Consider the following 20,824-nt stretch of genomic DNA (forward strand, 5'->3'; position numbering starts at 1 on the left):
TAGCAGCAAGCAATAATATCGGAACCGTACCCATGTCCTTAAGCTTTGATCCTGATCGTCTTGCCTTGCCCACAGGCCATTTTATCGGTGGTCGGCTGATGGATGCGGCAGGTGTTCTTGAAATGAAACGCCCATCAGACGGGGTATCCTTTGCCGCATGTCCGGTGGCGGATGCGAATATTGTCGATATGGCTGTCGAAAATGCAAAAGCGGCATGGCGTGCAAACAAGTGGGGCAGCATGCGCCCGCGCGACCGTGCGCGGCTGATCCATCGGTTCGCCGATCTGATGGAGAAAGAGGCGGTGAAACTGGCGCAGCTTGAAGCGGTTGCCTCCACACGTCCGATTGGCCAACTGATTGAGGGTGACATTGCCGTTACCGCCGAACAGATCCGGTTTTTTGCCGAATTCGCCGACAAGGAAGGCAGCGATCTTGTGCCGACCGATGGCGATCATCTGGGCATGACCATGAGTGAGCCTTATGGTGTGGTTGGTGCGATAACCCCCTGGAATGTGCCGATTTCGATGGCAGGGTGGAAAGTGGGGGCCGCCCTGGCAGCGGGGAATGCCGTGGTATTGAAACCGTCGGAAATGACGCCTTTTTCAACATTATATATGGCGGAGCTGGCCGTGCGGGCCGGGATACCTGCGGGTATTTTCAATGTGGTGTTGGGGGATGGTCCGACAACAGGTTCCGCCATGACCGCCCATCCCGATATTGCGAAAATCAGTTTTACCGGTTCGACGATGGCCGGTGCGGCGATCATGACAAATATCGCACGTCATGGCATTCGACCCATGACCCTGGAACTGGGTGGCAAAAGCCCGCAACTGGTTTTTGCCGATGCCGATATCGAAAAAGCCGCCGCCGCAATTGCCCAAAGCCTGACGGCCAATGCGGGGCAGGCCTGTGTTTCCGGATCAAGATTGCTGGTTGACGGGAAAATCGCCGCCGAACTTGTCGATGCGATTTGCGGGCATTTATTGAAAGTTCAGCCCGGCTTTACCTGGGATGAACGCACACAATATTCGCCAATTATCTCTGAACGGCAGATCAGACGGATTGATGGTCTGGTTGCGCAAGCAATGGATGACGGGGGGGAATGTCTTCTGGGGGGGCATCAGATGGATCACCCCGGTTATTTCTATGCGCCGACAATCCTGACCGGGGTGACGCAGCAATCCCCGGCCATCATCGAGGAAATATTTGGCCCGGTTTTGACGGTGCAGGAATTTGCCGACGAACAGGAAGCACTGGAACTTGCCGATCATCCTGTATACGGCCTGGCGGCAGGGGTTTTTACCAAAGACCTGTCGCGTGCGGTGCGCGTGACACGGCAATTGCAGGCCGGAACGGTTTGGGTCAACCGGTATGGCCGGTCCCGCGATCACATATTGCCGACCGGCGGTTACAAACGATCCGGGATTGGCAAGGACCTTGGCCGGGAAGCCTATCTGGCAAACCGCCAAACCAAAAGTGTACTGATCAGCCTTTAGCGACAAGGACAAAAGATGATGACGGAACTTAAGGATTCGGGGTTATTGCGCCAGCAGGCGGTAATTGATGGCGTCTGGTGTCATGCCATTTCGGGAAAAACCGTTGCTGTGACAAATCCGGCAACGGGTGATGTTCTTGGAACCGTTCCCGATATGGGGCGTGATGAAACGGCGCAGGCCGTTGTGGCCGCGGCCAGGGCGTTTGACACATGGAAACGCAAGACCCATGCCGAACGTGCCGCCATTCTGGAATGCTGGCATGACCTGATGATCGAAAATCTGCGCGATCTGGCGGTGATCCTGACCAAAGAACAGGGCAAGCCCCTTCACGAGGCCGAAGGTGAAATCAGATATGGGGCGTCCTTTGTCAAATGGTTCGCCGAGGAAGCTCGCCGGATTGGGGGCGGAACCATCCCATCCCCGACAGCAGACCGGCGCATTATTGTTCTGAAGGAACCGGTCGGTGTTTCGGGCATCATCACCCCCTGGAATTTTCCAAATGCGATGATTACCCGCAAGGTTGCCCCGGCCCTGGCTGCCGGATGCTGTGTGGTGATCAAGCCGTCCGAATTTACGCCGTTTTCGGCCCTTGCCCTTGCCGTTCTGGCGGAACGGGCCGGGGTCCCTGCCGGGGTGATCAATATTGTGACCGGGATGCCGCACGATATTGGGGCGGAATTGACGGAAAACCCGACGGTGCGCAAAATTTCCTTTACCGGATCAACCCGTATCGGATCGCTTTTGATGCAGCAATCATCGGGAACGGTCAAACGGCTGAGTCTGGAATTGGGCGGGAATGCCCCTTTCATCGTGTTTGATGATGCCGATCTTGATCTTGCGGTGGAGGGAGCGATGGCGTCCAAATTCCGCAATGGCGGCCAAACCTGTGTTTGCGCCAACCGTATTCTGGTGCAGGGCGGTATTTATGATGCCTTTGCCAAAAAGCTGGCAGACCGGGTTTCTGGCCTGACGGTTGGGGATGGTATGACGGCGGGGACGGATATCGGCCCGATGATCAACCGGGCGGCGGTTGACAAGATCGAGCGTCATCTTGCTGATGCCCTGAACAAAGGGGCCAAAATTGTGTCCCGGCATTCGGGAACGCCGGAAGGAATGCAATTTGTATCGCCGGTTGTTTTGACCGGAGCGGTTCCCGATATGGTGCTGGCAAACGAGGAAACATTTGGGCCGGTGGCACCGCTGTTTCGTTTTGATACCGAAGAAGAGGCCATTGGCATCGCCAATGCGACACCCTTTGGCCTTGCGGCCTATTTCTATACCGAAAGCCTCAAGCGGGCCTGGCGTGTGGGTGAAGCCCTTGAATTTGGCATGATCGGGTTGAATACCGGCAGTATCTCGACCGAAGTGGCCCCATTTGGCGGGGTCAAACAATCGGGGCTGGGCCGCGAAGGGGCGCAGTGCGGGATCGAGGAATATCTCGAAAGCAAAAGTTTCCACATTGGCGGTCTTGGCTGATCCATTCCCCGTCAAATTCCGGAAAATGAAAAAACGGCAATACCCATAAGGTGTTGCCGTTTTTCCTGTCTGGTTCCCCGGGGTGTGACGAGGGAGCGTCTCAGGAAACCAGATCGCGATAGCGGTAATAGGCACCGATAATGGGCAGAAACCAGGGTTTGCCAAAATATCCGGGGATTGCCGACCATTTGAGACCGGCAACCGGGTTGTGATCGGGGCGACCCATGATGGCATCGGCCATTGCCATGCCCATCAGGGTGGAAATCTGTGCGCCGTGCCCGGAATATCCCATGGCAAACCAGACATTGTTGGCAAAACCGGCGCGGGGGAATCGGTCCCTGGTCATATCCACCAGCCCGCCCCAGCAATAATCTATGCCGATATCGGCAAGGCCCGGAAAAATTTCGGCAATCCGGGCACGCAGAATATGGCTGCTTTTTTCATCTTCATGCGGGTTTGACGCCGCCGAAAAACGGGCGCGTCCGCCAAAAATCAGCCGGTTATCAGGCGACAGACGAAAATAGTTGCCGATATTTTTGGATGTGACATAGGTCCGGTTGCCGGGCAGATATTTTGCAACTTCGTTGGTGTCGAGCGGCCGGGTCGCGACAATGTAACTGCCGACCGGGATGATACGGCGGCGAAAATATCCGAATGGCCCGGTGGTATAGGCCCCGGTCGCCAGCAGGACATGCCGGGCGACGAAAGTTCCCCTTGGTGTCGTGAGGTGATGCAGGCCATTTTTCGTGTGGCGCTGTGTGACCGGGCAATGTTCAAAAATGGCCGCCCCGTGACGTGTCGCCGCCATTGCCAGACCGACGGCATATTTACCCATGTGCATCATGGCGCTTTTTTTCCATAAAAGGCCGCCGTGAAACGCATCCGACCCGATGTCGTTTTTCATATCCTGTGCGGACAGCAATTCGATATCGGGATCGACGTCCTGACGCAGGGCGTCGAAATTGTGCCGAAGGGCATCAAAATGTGCAGGTTTTTCCGCCATTTTCAGTTTGCCCGCCCGTCGGAAATCGCAATCGATCTTTTCCTGCGAAATGATGGTTTCGATCATATCAATCGAACGGTCAAAGGCATGATACAGCATCGCGGCACGTTCTTTGCCCAGATGCCGGACGGCCGCGGTAAAGCTGTGCGCCAGTCCGTTATTCAGATGCCCGCCATTGCGCCCGGATGCACCGCGGCCAATCCTCGATGATTCGAGAACAACGGTTTTTACCCCCTGTGCGGCAAGATGGCGGGCGGCGGACAGCCCTGTAAAGCCGCCGCCAATCACCACAACATCGTAAGGGGATTGTTCCGGGTCGCCCGTTGCCGACCCGTCAAAAGCCGGGGCGGTATCCTGCCAGTATGATCTGAACATCGTCTGTGCTTTCTTACAGGCCCAAAGCGCCGGGCAAGCCGGAAATATCCCTGATTTCGGTATATTGGTAATAGGGGTTTGCCGGTTCGTGGCCGCGATTGACCCAGATTTTGTTTTTGATGCCAAGATCATAGGCCGACATCAGGTCATAGCGGAAAGAAGACGATACATGCAGAATGTCTTCCGGGCCGCAACCCAGCATGTCGAACATATATTCAAAGGCCTGAAAACGCGGTTTATAGGCATTGGCCTGTTGGGCGGTATAAACTGCGTGGAACGGTGCGCCGAGTTTTTCAACATTCGACATGATCTGGGAATCCATCGCATTTGACAGGATCACCAGCGGAATTTCCCTTGCGACTTTGGCCAGCCCGGCGGGAACGTCGGGATGCGGTCCCCAGGTCGGGACTTCTTCATAAATCCGGCGGGCGTCTTCTTCTTTAAAAGTGACGCCATTACGGCGGCAGGTCCGCTCGACGGCGTTATGGACAACCTCGTTATAGGGTTTCCAGTCGCCCATGACTTCATCAAGCCGATAGGCCGCAAAGTTTGTCACAAATTGCGCCATGCGGGCTTTGTCAAGTTGCGCGCCATAGACGCGGGTTGCGGCTTCGGCCATTTCGAAATGGATCAGCGTACCATAGCAGTCAAAGGTAATATATTTCGGACGGAACTGTGTCATGTCGTCGTTGCCCCAGATGTGTCATGTGCCAGACGGGTTTGATCTGGATGTCATGATAGGCATAACCAACACTGTTTGATCACTGGATATGCCGGGATCCAAAGCAGAATGTTCTTAATTTGCGGCACGGTACGGCACAGAGTTGTGCCGTCAATATCCGTCCGGCTATGCATCAGGGGGGTCTTTCTGGCGGAAACCGTCAGGATTTGGGGCCGGGCCGGAATTGTCGTCAGCAAGAGGTTGCCTTTGAAAGGGGATTTTGCACACGGCAGAAGATGCGGCAAACAAGCCCGGAACAGATCGAAGATGATCCTGTTAGGTGCAATGTCGGAACATTATTTTTTGGGCAGGCGGTTAAGCTGGGTTATCGAAATCGAATGACTGGGCACAGGCAATGACAAAGCAGGCGATTGAGCTTGAAGACTTTAAACCCTGTCACCTTGATGCGGCGTTCGGGTTGTCAGATCAGGTGAACTGGCCGCACCGCAAGGAAGACTGGGCCATGATGCAGGAACTGAGCGACGGGGTGGTTGCCCTTCAGGATGGCAAGGTTATCGGAACCGCGATGGCCACCAAATTTGGCAATGATGCCGCAACCATCAATATGGTGATCGTTGATCAGTCCTTGCGGGGGCAGGGGATTGGCCGGGTTTTGATGAATGCGGCACTGGATCGCACCCGGTCACGCGAATGCCGCCTTGTGGCAACCGCCGAGGGATTGCCGCTGTATCAGAAGCTGGGCTTTGTCGTTACGGGTGACATTGTCCAGTTGCAGGGGATCGCACAGGCCGCAGAAAAACCGGACAATATAGACCGGGCCAGCCGGGCCGATCTGGATGCGATCAGGGACATGGACCGTGCGGCCTGTGGTATGGACCGCCACAGATTGATTGATCTGTTATTCGCACGGGCGGATATCGCCGTTTTACGCCGCGACGGGGGCATTGCCGGATATGCCGCCCTGCGCCCTTTTGGGCGGGGGGATGTTGTCGGGCCGATTGTTGCGGCCGATCTGGCGGATGCAATCGCCCTTGCATCTTTTATGTTTCATCAGCGTGCGGGCGCGTTTGTCCGGGTGGATACACCGATCCAGTCCGGGATGGTTTCCTGGCTTGAACAACACGGCCTTGGCAAGGCTGGTGGTGGTGTTGTCATGATCAAAGACGCGATTGATATCGAAAAAAACATGGATGTTCAGGTCTTTGCCCTGGCCAGCCAGGCATTGGGATAAGGAAACGAAAGATGTTGAGCAATTCTTTGATCGAACTGGACCGCGCCCATCTGGTTCACCCGGTGTCCGCCTATCGCGTACATGAAAAGGCCGGGGTGCGGGTTTTGCAATCGGGCGAGGGTGCCACCGTTACCGATATAACCGGGCACCGGATGATTGACGGTTTTTCCGGTTTGTGGTGCGTGAATGCGGGGTATGGGCAAAAGGCAATTATTGATGCGGCCCTGCGACAGCTTCAGGAATTGCCCTATGCAACCGGGTATTTCGGGTTGGGTTCCGAAAGTGCAATCCGTCTGGCGGCCGAACTGGCGGAACGGGCACCGGGGGACCTTGATCACGTCTATTTCACCCTTGGTGGGTCGGACGCAGTAGATAGCACCGTGCGGTTTATCCGCTATTATTACACCAAAACCGGCAGGCCGGAAAAAGACCAGTTCATCTCGCTGGAAAGCGGGTATCACGGGTCTTCCACCGTTGGGGCCGGGTTGACGGCATTGCCGCTTTTTCATGACGGTTTTGGCGTGCCGTATGACTGGCAACACAAAATCCCCTCTCATTACGCCTATCGCAATCCGGTCGGGGATAATCCCGCCGATATTATTGCCGCCTCTGTTGCCGCCCTGCGCAAAAAGGTCGATGACCTTGGCGGGAATCGTGTCGCCGCATTTTATGCCGAGCCCATTCAGGGGTCCGGGGGGGTGCTGGTGCCGCCTGCGGGCTGGATGAAAGCGATGTGCGAAACCTGCCGGGAACTTGACATTCTGTTTGTGGCCGACGAGGTGATTACCGGATTTGGCCGGACAGGGCCGCTTTTTGCCTGTGCGGATGATGATATCGTGCCCGATCTGATGACGGTCGCCAAGGGGCTGACATCGGGTTATGCCCCGATGGGGGCGGTATTGATGCGTGACGGTTTTTATCAAACCCTTGCCGATGCCGCCGGGACAAACGCGATTGGTCACGGTTACACCTATTCCGCGCATCCGGTCAGTGCCGCGATTGGTCTGGCGGTCCTCAGGCTTTATGAGGATGAACTGCTGGAAAATGGCCGCAAGGCAGGATTGCAACTGATGGAAGGGTTAAAAAGCCTGTCTGATCACCCGCTTGTCGGGGATGTCCGGGGCCGGGGCATGTTGGCGGCGATTGAACTGGTGGTTGACAAGGAACGCAAAACGCCTTTGCCCGCCGCAGCATATCCTGCTGCACGTATTTTTGACCGCGCCTGGCAGGCAGGGCTGATTATCCGGGCGTTTGGCAATGGTGTTCTCGGTTATGCGCCGCCACTGTGCTGTACCAGTCAAGATATTGATTTAATTATCGAAAGAACAAGGAAAACATTGGATCTGACGCTTGAAGATCCCGATGTTCGTGCTGCGATGTCGTGAAAATTTGTCTGAAACGGCGTCTTTTCCCGCCGGAAGGTAGCGGTTCCGGGGACTGTATTGGGGACGGGATGCCGTTTCGGGCCGATGTTCGTGATTTTCTGCTGTCTGTCTGTGGTGATTCAGCACATCCGGATGGCGATTTTTGCGAAAATGATAACGGATCACCGCGACCTGTCTGTGTTGTCACGGTGCAATAAAAAAAGTCTGTCCAGGAAACATACGGATCGGGGTTCACGTAACGTTGCGGCGTTTTCCATGCCACTGCGTTCTTTGTCGCCCGTCTTTGCGAATTTGGAAGACTTTTAAACAAGCTTTATCAGAACGGGGTTTCACATGACCGGATATAACATTTCCAATTGGACCAAGGCCGATGATGCCATGGTCGAAGACGCAATTCGCCGTGGCGCGACGCGCCGTGATCTTCTTAAAATGCTGGCTGTCGGGGGTGTTGCCACTCTTGCGGGCGGGACGATTCTGGGGCGGGCAACCGCAGCACTTGCCGCGACGCCGGTTATGGGCGGGGCGATCAAGGTTGCCGGTTACACATCCTCGACCGCCGACACGCTTGACCCGGCCAAGGCCGCGAATCAGACCGATTATTGCCGGTGCAGTGCATTCTATAACCGCCTGACCTATCTTGGTGAGGGGGGCAAACTGCATATGGAACTGGCTGAAACTGTTGAAAGTGCGGATGCGCAGGTCTGGACGATCAAGCTCAGAAAAGGTGTGACCTTCCACGACGGCAAAACCCTGACCGCCAGCGATGTTGTTTATTCGCTTCAGCGTCATCTTGACCCGGCTGTGGGATCAAAGGCCAATGCGATTGCCAAACAGATGACGGGCATCCGTGCCGTGGACAGTGAAACCATCGAGATTACACTTGTCAGTGCCAATGCCGACTTGCCGATTTTGCTTGCCCTGCATCAGTTCATGATCATTGCGGATGGCACAACTGATTTTTCCAAGGCGAATGGTACCGGGGCCTTTGTCTGCGAGGTTTTTGAACCGGGTGTCAAATCCATTGCGGTCCGTAATCCGAATTACTGGAAATCGACCGGTCCCTATCTTGATTCCTTTGAGTTTTTTGCCATTCCCGATGATACCGCACGTGTCAACGCGGTTCTGTCGGGGGATGTCCAGCTTGCCGGATCAATCAGCCCGCGTTCGGTGCGTTTGCTTGAAAATCAGGGGACGGCGGGTATTTTCGCCTCGACGTCGGGGAATTACACCAATCTGAATATGCGTCTCGATATGGATCCGGGCAGCAAGGCCGATTTCGTGACCGGCATGAAATATTTGCTGGATCGCGAACTGATCCAGAAATCGATCCTGCGCGGTATGGCCGAAATCGGCAATGACCAGCCGATCTCGTCGGCAAGTTTTTATCATAATGCCGATCTCAAACCCAAAGCCTATGATCCGGAAAAGGCGAAATACCATTTCGAGAAAGCCGGTCTTTTGGGCCAATCCGTGCCGATCGTTGCCTCTGACGCGGCGTCTTCGTCGGTCGATATGGCGACGGTGATCCAGCAGGCCGGGGCTGAAATCGGCATGAAATTCGATATCGACCGGGTGCCGTCCGATGGGTATTGGTCGAATTACTGGATCAAGGCCCCGATCCATTTCGGCAATATCAATCCGCGCCCGACCCCCGATACCCTGTTTTCGCTGTTTTATGCCTCGGATGCGGCCTGGAACGAGTCGGGTTTCAAATCGGAAAAATTTGATAAAATGCTGATTGAGGCACGCGGTCTGCTTGATCAGGAAAAACGCAAGGAAATCTATGGCGAAATGCAGGTCATGATTTCCGAAGATGCCGGAACAGCCATTCCGGTTTACATTTCCGATGTTGCGGCTCATTCGCCGAAATTGCACGGCCTCAAACCCAATCCGCTTGGTGCGTTGATGGGATATGCCTTTGCGGAATATGTCTGGATGGACAGCTAGGCCCAGGCCTGAATGACCGGGTTGCGGTTGCGGCCCGGTCATTCGTTTCTTTCCGTCATTATCGACCAACCGTGAGGAGGCATAATGAACAAGCTGGCTTTTTCTCTGGTTCTGGGAAAAATCGGTATTGCCTTGGTGACACTTATGATCGTGTCTTTTGCTGTTTTTTTTGCGACAGCATTTTTACCAGGTGATGTAACCGAAATTCTGCTGGGTCAGTCTGCCACCCCCGAGGCCGTGGCGGGCCTGCGCCATGCCATGAATCTGGATCAACCGGCAATTTTTCGGTTTTTCCTGTGGATTGGTGGTCTGATACAGGGTGATCTCGGTGTTTCATATGCCAACAACATGCCGGTTGCCGACCTGATCGGCAGCCGTTTTGCCAATTCGATGAAACTGGCTGCGGCGACAACGCTTTTTGCCGTGCCGATTGCCCTGACAACCGGGATTCTGGCCGCGATGTTCGAGGGATCGCTGTTTGACCGGATGGTGACGGTCACTTCGATCACGCTGATTTCGGTGCCTGAATTTCTGGTTGCAACGATTGCCGTTCTGGTTTTTGCGGTTTATCTGAAATGGCTGCCTGCGATTGTGACCGTTAGCGAGGTCAGGTCTTTTGGCGAAGTTTTGCGTGTTTATGCCATGCCGGTCATTGTGCTGACATTTGTGATATCGGCCCAGATGATCCGCATGACCCGTGCGGCGGTGATTGGTACGCTCAAGACATCCTATGTCGAGATGGCCTTGCTCAAGGGGGCATCACGTTGTCGCATGGTATTGCGTCATGCCTTGCCCAATGCCCTGGGGCCGATTGTCAATGCGGTGGCATTATCCCTGTCCTATCTGGTGGGCGGGGTCATCATTGTTGAAACGATTTTCAATTATCCGGGGATTGCCAAACTGATGGTCGATGCCGTTGCAACGCGGGATCTGCCGCTGGTTCAGTCTTGTGCGATGATTTTCTGCGTCGCCTATCTGTTGTTGATCACGCTGGCAGATATCATTTCCATTATCGCCAATCCGAGGTTGCGTTGATCATGGCAAGCATCGCATCAGTTTTTCAGCGATATGGCTATCGTTTTAACCGGCTTGGCCTGTGTGCCGCGATTGTGATCCTGTTCTGGATTATGGTGGCATTGTTTGCGCCGCTGATTTTACCCCATCCGGTCGGCAAGATTGTCGATTATGATTTTTATGGTCCGGTTTCTTCGGCTTTTCCGCTTGGCACCGATTATCTGGGGCGGGACATGCTGTCGCGTATTTTGATGGGAACGCGCTATACGGTCGGAATTTCGGTGGTTGCGGTCTTTCTGGCGTGCAGCATCGGGGTTTGTCTTGGCATGACGGCGGCGGTTACGGGGGGCTGGTTCGATACAATCTTCAGCCGCCTGATGGACGCGCTTAATTCCATACCCAGCAAATTGTTCGGGCTTGTGGTGGTGTCGGGTGTGGGGTCGTCCATCCCGGCGCTGATCATGACGTTGACGGTGATCTATGCGCCCAGTTCGTATCGCTTTGCCCGTTCCTTATCGGTCAATGTCAATACGATGGATTTTATCACGGTTGCACGCACAAGGGGCGAGGGGACATTTTACCTGATTATATCGGAAATCTTCCCCAACATCCTGCGCCCTGTTCTGGCTGATTTCGGTTTGCGGTTTGTCTTTATCGTTCTGCTGTTGTCAGGATTGTCTTTCCTTGGGCTTGGTGTGCAGCCGCCCCATGCTGATTGGGGGGCACTGGTCCGGGAAAATGTCGGTGGGCTTTCCTATGGCGCACCGGCGGTCATTTTCCCGTCTTTGGCCATCGCAAGCCTGACCATCAGCGTGAATATCCTGATCGACAATCTGCCCCAAAAAATTCGCGACCGGAGCTGATCATGGAAAATCTTGTGGAAATCCGGGGGCTTGGCATCAAGGCGCAAACCGATTCAGGGCGCATGATCGACATCATCCGGAATGTCGATCTGGACATCCCGGCAGGCGAAATTGTTGCCCTGATCGGGGAAAGCGGATCGGGGAAAACCACGCTGGCCCTGTCAATCATGGGCTATTTGCGGCCCGGTTGCCGGTTTGGTGGTGGTACGATTTCGATTGCCGGTCAGAATATCATGGCCCTGTCGGAGAAACAGCGGGCCTCCTTGCGCGGGACAGAAATTGCCTATGTGCCGCAAAGTGCGGCGGCGGCCTTTAATCCCGCATTGCGGATTATGGATCAGGTGATCGAGGTTACCGCTATTCACCGTTTGATGTCGCCCGAAGAGGCGCGCCAGCGTGCGATAGTCCTTTTTCGGGCGTTGTCATTGCCGTCACCCGAAACCATCGGGGATCGCTATCCGCATCAGGTTTCGGGCGGGCAACTTCAACGTCTGGCTGCGGCCATGGCGTTGATATCAGATCCGAAACTGGTGATTTTTGATGAACCGACCACGGCGCTGGACGTCACCACCCAGATTGAAGTGTTGCGTGCTTTCAAGGATGTGATGCGGTTAAGCGGTGCATCGGGTGTTTATGTATCGCATGATCTTGCGGTGGTGGCCCAGATTGCGGACCGGATTGTCGTTCTCAAGGATGGTCAGGTGCAGGAAGAAGGCCGGAAAGCCGATATTCTGACAGCGGCACGTCATCCCTACACGCGCGAATTGTTGGCGGCTTTTACGCCGACACCGGCAGCCGGGGCAAAGGCCGATGCCGACACCCCCCGAAAAGGGTATATTCTTGAGGTCGAGAATATCCGGGCCGGTTACGGGGCACGGGACGAAAACGGCGAACCGCGCATTATTGCCGTTGATTCCGTTACCCTGAAGCTGAAAGCAGGTCAGAACCTTGGCATTATTGGTGAATCCGGTTGTGGAAAATCAACCTTGGCCCGTGTGATTTCGGGCATTTTGCCGCCGTTTTCCGGCAGCATTCAGTTTGACGGGCGCGAAATTGCAGCCGCGGCCGCAGATCGGCAGCGGGAAGAATTGCGCAAGCTGCAAATCGTTTTCCAGCATGCCGATACGGCACTTAACCCGCTTAAACCGGTTGGCGAGATTTTGGGCCGCCCCCTGACCTTTTATCATCGCATGAACGGCAAGGAACGCGATGACCGCATCGATCAGCTTCTTGATCTGGTGCATCTGCCCAAATCCATACGATATCGGTTGCCTTCGGAGCTTTCTGGCGGGCAAAAGCAGCGCATCAATTTTGCACGCGCCCTTGCGGCCGACCCGGTTTTGATCCTGTGTGATGAAATCACCTCGGCCCTTGATACCGTGGTGGCGGCGGCGATTGTTGATCTTCTCAAGGAATTGCAAAAAGAACTTTCGCTGTCCTATCTGTTTATCAGTCACGATATTTCGACGGTTCGGTCGATTTGCGATGAAATTGTCGTCATGTATGAGGGGCAGAAAGTCGATCAGTTCCCGGCGCAGGCATTGGGGGATGAGTCGAACCACCAATATACCCGATTATTGAATGCGTCGGTGCCGCGGCTTGACCCGGACTGGCTCGACAATCTTGATATTTCGGGCTTTGCGGCGATGGGGCGTTGATGACAGGCAAAATCGCGATTGTGATGTTTATCTGTGCGCGATATCCTGCCAGATCAGTGGCAGGCTCGTTCCGGTTTGCCATTCTCCGGATTTGATTTTTCGCGATATCCCCCCGTTGTATGGTCGAAAACGCAGCTGAATGTGAAAATCCCCGGCATGGATATGAAGCTTGACCGTATAGACATTAAAATTCTTGCCGCTTTGCAGAAAAACGGCCGGGTCAGCAATGTCGAATTGGCCGATATGGTCAATCTGTCTGCCAGCCCCTGCCTTGTCCGGGTCCGGAAATTGCAAAAGGCTGGTTATATCACCGGCTATTGCGCCCAGATCGATATTGCCAGACTGGGGCCAAGCCTGACGGTTTTTACCGAGGTAACCCTTAAAAATCACCGGCAGATCGATTTTGCCAGATTTTTGGACGCCGTCAGAAAAATTGATGCGGTTGTGGAATGCCACCTGATTTCAGGCGGGTATGATTATTTGATGAAGTTTGTTACGTCGAATATCGAAGAATATCAGCTGATCATGGAACATTTGACCGATATCGACAGCGGCATCGACAAATATTTCAGCTTTGTCGTTTTGAAATCACCGATCACCAAAAACCAGGTGCCTCTTGCTGCCTTGTTCGAGATGTAATCTGACTTTGGGATTATTGTTTGTTCAAAGGTGGTTGAGTATCCTCCGGGTATCATAAAGCAATCTTGCCAGATCACAGTGATCCGTTTTTCCTTGCCATCCGGTCAATTGAAATCCAGTTGTACTTTCATGGATTGGCTGCGGTCGGAAGCGAGGTCAAAGGCCGTTTTTGCATCACGGAACGGCAAGACGGAACTGATCAGTGGCGATACATCAATGATCCCCCGGTCAATCAGTTCGGCAGCCTGCGCAAATTCCGGATCAAAGCGAAAGCTTCCGATCATTTTGACTTCCTTGGTCACAGCAAGACTTAGGGGAAGTTCACCATTTCCGCCCAAGCCAACGGTGACAATCGTGCCCCCCGGTTTGATGACATCAAATGCACCGGCAAGTGCGCGGGGGCTGCCGGAGCATTCAAACACGACATCCTGTGTTCCCTTGTTTTGCGAAAGCTGCCCAAACTCCATGGCATTGCGGGCGATGTCGATAACGTGACCGGCACCCGCCCGTGCGGCAATTTCAAGCGGTGGCTGTGACAGATCGGTCGCCGTGATCCAATGCGCACCCGAATGGGCCGCGGCTATAATCGTCAAACAGCCGATTGGCCCGCATCCCGATACGAGCACTTTTTTGCCCGATAGCGGGCCCGCCTGACGCACGGCATGGAGGCAAACGGCAAGCGGTTCACTGCACGCCGCGTGTTCCATGCGGGTTTCCGGGCGAAGTTTTACCAGTTGACCGGTGGCAATATTGATTTGTTGACGAAACAGGCCCTGTTGATGTGGGAAGCGCATGGCACTGCCAAAGAACCGCATGTCGGTACAGTGGTTACGCATATTGGCCCGACAATACTGGCACTGATTGCAGGGCATGGACGGATTGACGGCAACCTTGTCATTTATGGCAAAGCCTTCGACATTTTTGCCTGTGGCGATAATGGTGCCAGCGACTTCGTGGCCCAGGGCCATCGGTTCGCGGATTTTGACAGTTCCAAATCCGCCATGATGATAATAATGCAGATCCGAGCCGCATATGCCGCCCTTGTCGATCCTGACCGTCACCGCATTGTCGTCGGGCGTGTCCGGATCATCCATATGATCCAGACGCAGGTCGTGCGGCGCATGAATGACAACCGAATACATACTGTTTCTCCTTACAGGACGGAGATCATGCCGCCATCGGCATAGATGATTTGACCGTTCACATAGTTTGAGGCATCGGAGCAAAGATAAATGGCGGTGCCGATCAGTTCTTCCGGTTTGCCCCAGCGCCGGGCCGGGGTGCGGGCCTTGACCCAGGCGTCGAATTCAGGGTTGGCGGTCAGGGCAGCGTTCATATCGGTCAGCATATAGCCGGGGCCAATGGCATTGGCCTGAAGGCCCAGTTCCGCCCATTCTGCCGCCATGGCCTTGGTCAGCATTTTAATGCCGCCCTTGGCGACCGTGTAGGGGGCAACAGTTGCCCGTGCCAGTTCACTGGTGAGCGAGCCGATATTGACGATTTTGCCGTGGCCGCGCGCAACCATGCGTTTTGCCGCCTCGCGTCCGATCATGAAAGCGGATGTCAGGTTGGTATCAATCACCCGTTGCCAATCGGCCGTATCGAGTTCGAGCATCGGTTTGCGAAACTGGATGCCTGCATTGTTGATCAGGATGTCGATTTCGATACCGGCCTTGTCAAAACCGTCAAAGGCCGCCTTGATCGCGATTTCGTCGGTGACATCAAACAGGGATGTGCCGACCGTCATGCCCGCGTCCGACATCTCCTTTCTCGCCTGTTCAAGGCGTTCGGGATTGGTGCCGTTGAGGATGACCGACGCCCCCGCAGCGGCCAGACCTTCGGCAAAGGCGCGGCCAAGGCCGCGCGACGATCCGGTGATCAGTGCCGTTTTTCCGGCAAGCGAGAAAAGTTCCAGAGACATGTTATGTTTCCTCCTGTGGCGTGTTGTTTTTTCAGGCTTTGCTTTCGCGTACGGTCAGATCGCGGCGGTCAAAGAAGGATTTCAGCAGTTCCACACCAAGACCCGGTCCTTCCATCGGATAAACATAGCCGTTTTCGATTCTTGGAACGGCGGTTACCAGTTCGTTGTACCAGCCTTTATAAAAGGCGCGGACGCTTTCCTGAATCAGGGTGTTGGGCTGGCTGAATGACATATGGATGGCGGCGGCAAAGCCGACCGGGCCGATGCAGTCATGCGGGGCAAACGGGCGATGCCAGGTTTCTGCGAGGGCGGCGATTTTTTTGCCTTCGGTCAGGCCGCCGGTCCAGCACAGATCAACCATGACGACATGGGTTGCATCGCGGTCCAGCATGTCTTTGTAGGGCCAGCGCGATCCCAGTGTTTCACTGGCGCAGGTCCAGACATCGGTCGATGCGGCAAATTCAGCCAGTGCCTGTGGTGAATTCATCCGGATCGGGTCTTCGTACCAGGTGGGTTTGAACTGTTCGAGTTCGCGGGCGATCTTTTTGGCAGTCGGCAGATTCCATTGGGAATGGAACTCGACCATGATTTCCATTCTGTCGCCGACGGCTTTACGGATTTCCTCGAAGGGGCGGACCGCCTTTTTCATCTGTTCGGTGGTGATGTATTGCCCGCGCGTTTCGGCCGCCATCGGATCGAACGGCCAGATTTTCATGGCGGTGATACCCGATTCCAGAAGATTTTCGGCCAATTGGGCCGGGCGGTTCATAAAGCCATCAAGGTCTTCATAGGGACCTTCGGGTTCGCCAAGGTTCCAGTTCGAGACCGGTTTGATGTTGTTGGTCCGCACATACCGGTATCCGGCACATGTGTTGTAAATCCGGATTTTATCCCAGCACAGACCGCCCAGCATCTGGTGGACAGGTTGGTCGCAGACCTTGCCGAAAATATCCCACAGGGCAATGTCGATGGCCGATGCCGCACGGTATTCGGCACCGGTTGACGATTGTGCCATTGGCAGATTGACCATTTCCTTGTGCAGGGCTTCGATATGAAGCGGGTTCTGGCCGATCAGGCGACCGGCAAGCGTTTCATGAATATGGGCTTCGACAGCGCCCGCACCATAAAAGGTTTCGCCGAGCCCGGTAACGCCACGATCTGTTTCGACATGGACCCAAAGGACATTTGAAAATTCCGCAAGGCGGAAGGTTTTGATGGAAGTTATCTTCATGATTTGATCCGGAATGATTAGTTGAAAGCGTTGGGCAGCCAGAGTGCGATTGAGGGGAACGCCAGCATTAAAGCCAAAAATGCCAATTGAATGAGCATGAACGGCCAGAGAGAGGCGAAAATCGTTTGAAGGGTGATTTCCGGGGGTGCGACACTTTTGAGATAAAAGGCCGCAGGGCCAAATGGCGGTGACAGGAACGCGACCTGCATCGTGAGCGAGAACAGAACGCCAAACCAAACCGGGTCGTAGCCAAGCTGCGTGACAATGGGCACAAAGATCGGGATGGTCAGCAACAGGATGCCGATCCAGTCCATGAACAGGCCCAGAACAATGAAAATTGTCATCATGATCATGATTGTCATGATGGGAGGTATGTCGAGCCCGGTGATCAATCCGGTGACATAACGCTGTCCGCCCGACAGGTTGTAGATGGCGATCAGAACGGCGGCGCCAAATGTGATCCAGAGTATGATGCCGCAGGATTGCAATGTTCTCGTCAAGGCCTGCCACAGCATCGTTACATTCAGTTCCGAGCGCAGAAAGATGATGATCAGGGTTGTGCCAACTGCGATGGCGGCGGCTTCTGTGATTGATGTGATGCCGCCATAGATACAACCAAAAACGATGCCGATCAGAACCAGAAAGGGAAGAATTCCCCGAATGAAATCATTTTTGGTAAAGGGGACGGCGGCCTCCGACGGTTTTGGTGTCAGGGACGGGTTTAATGTGCAGCGGATATAGATATAGGCAAAATAGGCGAATGCGAGCGCAAAGCCGGGCACAAAGGAGGCCAGAAACAGCTTGTGAACCGATACATCGGCCGTCAGGCCATAAATGATCAAGACGATTGAGGGCGGGACCATCGTCCCCAGAGAGCCACCCGCGCAAATGATGCCGATCGACAGCTTGTGATCATAGTTCAACCGCATCATTTGCGGCAAGGCGATCAGGCCAAGCAGGACGATTTCACCCCCTATGATGCCGCTGATTGCGGCCATGAAAACGGAAATGACCAGGGTCAGGGTTGCAACGCCGCCCTTCAGGTTGCCAAAAACCTTATACAGCCCGTCATACAGGTCAAGGGCGAGACGGGAGCGTTCCAGCAAGGTTGCCATCAAAATAAACAATGGAACGGAAAGCAGGGAATATTCGGTGGCCAGGCCATAGACTGTTTTGTGCGCGAGGGCGATGACCGCAGGTCCGAATTTCAGATAGCCGATCAGCATGGCGAGCGATCCGGCGGCAAAAGCCAATGGAACGCCGATTATCATCAGGGCGAAAACGCCCCCCACAAGAAGAACGGAGACAAGTTCAATCGACACGATTGTCCTCCGTCAGCAAAGCCTGATTTTCAGGGGCATAGCCCAGAAGTTTTTTGACGTAATTAACGATTGCGTAGACCGCCATCAGGCTGGTTGCGACAATAATGGCAGGCTTTACTGTTGCTGGAATTGGCGGGTTCCATGCGGTGCCGAAAGGTTCCCAATTCATCAAAGCCTGCCAGGAACTGGGTGCCCCGGACCAGGCAATACCAAGGCAGAATGCAAGGGTGCACAGCAATGTGATGAGGTCGAAAACACGTTTCAACCAGACCGGGGCGATGTCGTAGAAAACGGTGATTCTAAGGTGTTGATCACGTTGCATGGCGTAAATGCCGGCAGCCAGAAACAGGATCGCCGAAAGCCATAAAGCCAGTTCATTTGCCCAAATTGTGGGTGTTCTGAAGATATACCGTGCGATCACTTCGTAAAAAGTAACGGCGACGATCACCAGCAATAACAGGGAAAAAAGCGCAACAACGAACTGGACGCTCCGAATGCGTCTGGGGGTAGCTTGCATCTCATGCCTCCAATGAGGGCCCCGGGGCGAGGTGCCCCGGGGATTGGTTGCTCGAACTGTTGATCAGTCAAGGATGCCGGTTTTTTTCATGTATGCGATGTGCGCGTCATAGGCGACTTTTGCCTCGGGGCTTCGGGTTGCCCAGTCTGCCCAGACTTTCTGTGCGGCTTTGCGGAAGACGAGACGGTCTTCGTCGCTCCAGTCTTCGAGGGTGACGCCTGCTTTTACAAGTTCTTCTGCTGCTTCCTGATCAAGTTTCCTTGATTCCCCGACCACTTCCGGAGCGATGGTGGCAATTGCCTTTTTCAGGGCATTTTGCTGAAGCTCGCTCATCGCGTTCCACTTTTCCAGATTCATCGTGACGTGTTCGATGGGCATGGAATGAAAGCCGGGATAGGTGGCGTATTTCGCGATGTCGTACAGGCCAAGACCCTTGTTCACCGCAAGGGTGGAGGCGTCTGCGCCCGATACGGTACCTGTTGTCATGGCGGTAAACACTTCACCGAAAGGCATGACAACAGGGCCTGCGCCAAGGCTTTGGAAAATTTCGGATTCCATGCCGGGCGGCGACCGGAATTTCCAGCCTTTCAAATCTTCGATCCCGGAAAGGGGCGAGGTTGAACTCAGCGCTTCGGGGGTTGCAATAAAGACACCGATAAGGTGCATGTTGAACTGGTGGTAAAGGTCATTGGCAAGATCAAGGCCGCCATCGTCATACCAGCCCAAAAGTTGTTCCGGATCGCTATAGCCCCCCATAATGTCACCATAAAACTGGAAGGCCGGATTTTTGCCGGTGATATAGCCGGCACCGGTTGCATCGCCATCAATGATGCCCATGCTGGATGCTTCAAATGCTTCGCTTGCATTTACGACGGACGAGCTTGTGTGCATTTCGATCTGCACAGTGTTGTTGGAAAATTCTTTTGCCAGTGCGGCAAACCGCAGAAGGGCTTTTCCTTGCAGGGATGTTGCGCTGTGATGTGTCTGGAACTGGAGTTCCATGACTTCATCCGCGATGGCCTGGCCTGTGGTGAAAGTCAAAAGGGTTGCTGTTACAATTGCCGTCAGGTTTTTTTTGAGGTTTTTCATGTCGTTGGTTTCCTCCCTTATGTGACATGTTGTGATATTTCACAAAACATCAATATCATTGCCGGGTATGTGTTTCAACAGGTTTTAGTTTCCCAAACGGGGAAATTTGTCTATATGATACTGAATATACACAGATATATTATGAACTTTGCAAAAATATCCCGAGAAAACAATGACCTCGATACAGGCAAGTGACTATATGGCAGACCATCCCGCCACCAAGGGCAACGATTTTTCCGGTACAGGAAAAAATCTTAACGAGCTTGCATATTACAAGCTTGAAGAACTGATCGTGACCTGTGCGCTGAAACCGGGCAGTTATTTGCGCATTCAGGATTTGCAGACGCTGACCGGCATCAATCGCACGCCTGTGCATCAGGCGGTCACGCGGCTGTCTTCGGATACGCTTATGATCATTCAACCGCGCCAGGGGATTCAAATCTCGCCGATCGATTTGGCCCGGACTCATTTGTTGTTATGGTTGCGTCGCGATATGGAGCGATTTGTGGTGTCGCTGGCAAGCGAGCGTGCCAGCAGCACATACAGAAGCCAGATGCGGCATCTGACCGGGTTGCTGACAGCGCACCGGGCCGAGATGAGTATCGTTGAATTCAATGAGTTTGACCGGCGCATTGATCAATTGATGCTGGCGGCTTGTGGTGAACCTTTCCTTGAATATACGTTGCGCCCATTGCATACGATTTTTCGGCGGCTGGGCTGGATTTATCATACCCAGACGGCACATGGGGCGTCCCTTGATGTGACGATAGACAGCCACCTTGATGTCCTGAACGCCGTTGTGGCGGGGAAAAAAGAGGATGCCTTGGCGGCGTCCGACCGGCTTATCGAATTTGTTGATGCCATGTTCCCGGTTCTGGAAAATGATATTGCGCCCAATATCTTTGATGTGACGCAGGATTTCGACCCGTTTTAAAAACCGGGCCAAGGGGATGCTGTTGGGAACCTGTTATGTTT

The 20,824-nt window shown here is 54.2% G+C and carries 18 protein-coding genes; 10 read left to right on the forward strand and 8 right to left on the reverse strand.

What is annotated here, in order from left to right; all coding sequences use genetic code 11:
- Nucleotides 1–32 precede the first annotated feature (32 nt).
- Both Q8O73_RS17110 and Q8O73_RS17115 read left to right on the forward strand, forming a co-directional pair.
- Nucleotides 33–1,496 carry an aldehyde dehydrogenase gene (locus tag Q8O73_RS17110; protein WP_305559411.1) on the forward strand — a complete coding sequence of 488 codons (1,464 nt, stop codon included), beginning with the start codon at nucleotides 33–35 and terminating at the stop codon, nucleotides 1,494–1,496.
- 15 nt (nucleotides 1,497–1,511) lie between these two features.
- Entirely contained in the window at nucleotides 1,512–2,972 is a 1,461-nt protein-coding gene (locus tag Q8O73_RS17115) for an NAD-dependent succinate-semialdehyde dehydrogenase (RefSeq protein ID WP_371135100.1), read from the forward strand.
- Nucleotides 2,973–3,072: 100 nt separating this feature from the next.
- On the opposite strand, the gene Q8O73_RS17120 is transcribed toward Q8O73_RS17115, so the two are convergent.
- Both Q8O73_RS17120 and Q8O73_RS17125 read right to left on the reverse strand, forming a co-directional pair.
- A complete protein-coding gene (locus Q8O73_RS17120) occupies nucleotides 3,073–4,350 on the reverse strand; it encodes an FAD-binding oxidoreductase (protein ID WP_305559412.1) in 1,278 nt (425 codons plus the stop codon).
- Between the two features lie 13 nt (nucleotides 4,351–4,363).
- Nucleotides 4,364–5,032 (reverse strand): haloacid dehalogenase type II, encoded by a 669-nt coding sequence (locus tag Q8O73_RS17125; protein ID WP_305559413.1) that lies wholly within the window; start codon nucleotides 5,030–5,032, stop codon nucleotides 4,364–4,366.
- Between the two features lie 394 nt (nucleotides 5,033–5,426).
- Between Q8O73_RS17125 and Q8O73_RS17130 the strand changes: the two genes are divergently transcribed.
- From Q8O73_RS17130 to Q8O73_RS17160, 7 genes are all read left to right on the forward strand, one after another.
- Nucleotides 5,427–6,263: a GNAT family N-acetyltransferase gene (locus Q8O73_RS17130; protein ID WP_305559414.1), complete on the forward strand. Its 837-nt coding sequence runs from the start codon at nucleotides 5,427–5,429 to the stop codon at nucleotides 6,261–6,263.
- An 11-nt stretch (nucleotides 6,264–6,274) separates the two neighbouring features.
- Nucleotides 6,275–7,648, forward strand: coding sequence for an aspartate aminotransferase family protein (locus tag Q8O73_RS17135; protein WP_305559415.1), 1,374 nt, complete (start codon nucleotides 6,275–6,277; stop codon nucleotides 7,646–7,648).
- A gap of 333 nt (nucleotides 7,649–7,981) precedes the next feature.
- On the forward strand, nucleotides 7,982–9,595 hold the full coding sequence (locus Q8O73_RS17140) for an ABC transporter substrate-binding protein (RefSeq protein ID WP_305559416.1): 1,614 nt from the start codon (nucleotides 7,982–7,984) through the stop codon (nucleotides 9,593–9,595).
- Between the two features lie 84 nt (nucleotides 9,596–9,679).
- Nucleotides 9,680–10,630: an ABC transporter permease gene (locus Q8O73_RS17145; RefSeq protein ID WP_305559417.1), complete on the forward strand. Its 951-nt coding sequence runs from the start codon at nucleotides 9,680–9,682 to the stop codon at nucleotides 10,628–10,630.
- Between the two features lie 2 nt (nucleotides 10,631–10,632).
- Nucleotides 10,633–11,472 carry an ABC transporter permease gene (locus Q8O73_RS17150; RefSeq protein WP_305559418.1) on the forward strand — a complete coding sequence of 280 codons (840 nt, stop codon included), beginning with the start codon at nucleotides 10,633–10,635 and terminating at the stop codon, nucleotides 11,470–11,472.
- 2 nt (nucleotides 11,473–11,474) lie between these two features.
- Nucleotides 11,475–13,130, forward strand: a complete 1,656-nt coding sequence (locus Q8O73_RS17155; protein ID WP_305559419.1) for an ABC transporter ATP-binding protein — start codon at nucleotides 11,475–11,477, stop codon at nucleotides 13,128–13,130.
- A 162-nt stretch (nucleotides 13,131–13,292) separates the two neighbouring features.
- On the forward strand, nucleotides 13,293–13,769 hold the full coding sequence (locus tag Q8O73_RS17160) for an Lrp/AsnC family transcriptional regulator (RefSeq protein WP_305559463.1): 477 nt from the start codon (nucleotides 13,293–13,295) through the stop codon (nucleotides 13,767–13,769).
- Between the two features lie 104 nt (nucleotides 13,770–13,873).
- Here the strand turns inward: Q8O73_RS17160 and Q8O73_RS17165 are convergent, their stop codons facing one another.
- The 6 genes from Q8O73_RS17165 to dctP all read right to left on the reverse strand — a co-directional run bounded on the left by Q8O73_RS17165 (nucleotide 13,874) and on the right by dctP (nucleotide 19,849).
- On the reverse strand, nucleotides 13,874–14,911 hold the full coding sequence (locus Q8O73_RS17165) for an L-idonate 5-dehydrogenase (protein ID WP_305559420.1): 1,038 nt from the start codon (nucleotides 14,909–14,911) through the stop codon (nucleotides 13,874–13,876).
- Nucleotides 14,912–14,922: 11 nt separating this feature from the next.
- Complete coding sequence (locus tag Q8O73_RS17170; RefSeq protein ID WP_305559421.1) at nucleotides 14,923–15,690, reverse strand: SDR family oxidoreductase; 768 nt, start codon at nucleotides 15,688–15,690, stop codon at nucleotides 14,923–14,925.
- A 31-nt stretch (nucleotides 15,691–15,721) separates the two neighbouring features.
- Nucleotides 15,722–16,921: a mandelate racemase/muconate lactonizing enzyme family protein gene (locus Q8O73_RS17175; RefSeq protein ID WP_305559422.1), complete on the reverse strand. Its 1,200-nt coding sequence runs from the start codon at nucleotides 16,919–16,921 to the stop codon at nucleotides 15,722–15,724.
- A gap of 17 nt (nucleotides 16,922–16,938) precedes the next feature.
- Entirely contained in the window at nucleotides 16,939–18,243 is a 1,305-nt protein-coding gene (locus tag Q8O73_RS17180) for a TRAP transporter large permease subunit (protein ID WP_305559423.1), read from the reverse strand.
- Entirely contained in the window at nucleotides 18,233–18,760 is a 528-nt protein-coding gene (locus Q8O73_RS17185) for a TRAP transporter small permease subunit (RefSeq protein ID WP_305559424.1), read from the reverse strand. Before Q8O73_RS17185 ends, Q8O73_RS17180 begins: the two co-directional genes overlap by 11 nt.
- A gap of 63 nt (nucleotides 18,761–18,823) precedes the next feature.
- Nucleotides 18,824–19,849: a TRAP transporter substrate-binding protein DctP gene (gene dctP / locus Q8O73_RS17190; protein WP_305559425.1), complete on the reverse strand. Its 1,026-nt coding sequence runs from the start codon at nucleotides 19,847–19,849 to the stop codon at nucleotides 18,824–18,826.
- Between the two features lie 172 nt (nucleotides 19,850–20,021).
- On the opposite strand from dctP, the gene Q8O73_RS17195 reads away from it, so the two are divergent.
- Nucleotides 20,022–20,783 carry a GntR family transcriptional regulator gene (locus Q8O73_RS17195; protein WP_305559426.1) on the forward strand — a complete coding sequence of 254 codons (762 nt, stop codon included), beginning with the start codon at nucleotides 20,022–20,024 and terminating at the stop codon, nucleotides 20,781–20,783.
- The last annotated feature ends 41 nt before the right edge of the window (nucleotides 20,784–20,824 follow it).

Origin of the sequence: Thalassospira sp., from assembly GCF_030690045.1 — a bacterium.
Lineage (GTDB): Bacteria > Pseudomonadota > Alphaproteobacteria > Rhodospirillales > Thalassospiraceae > Thalassospira.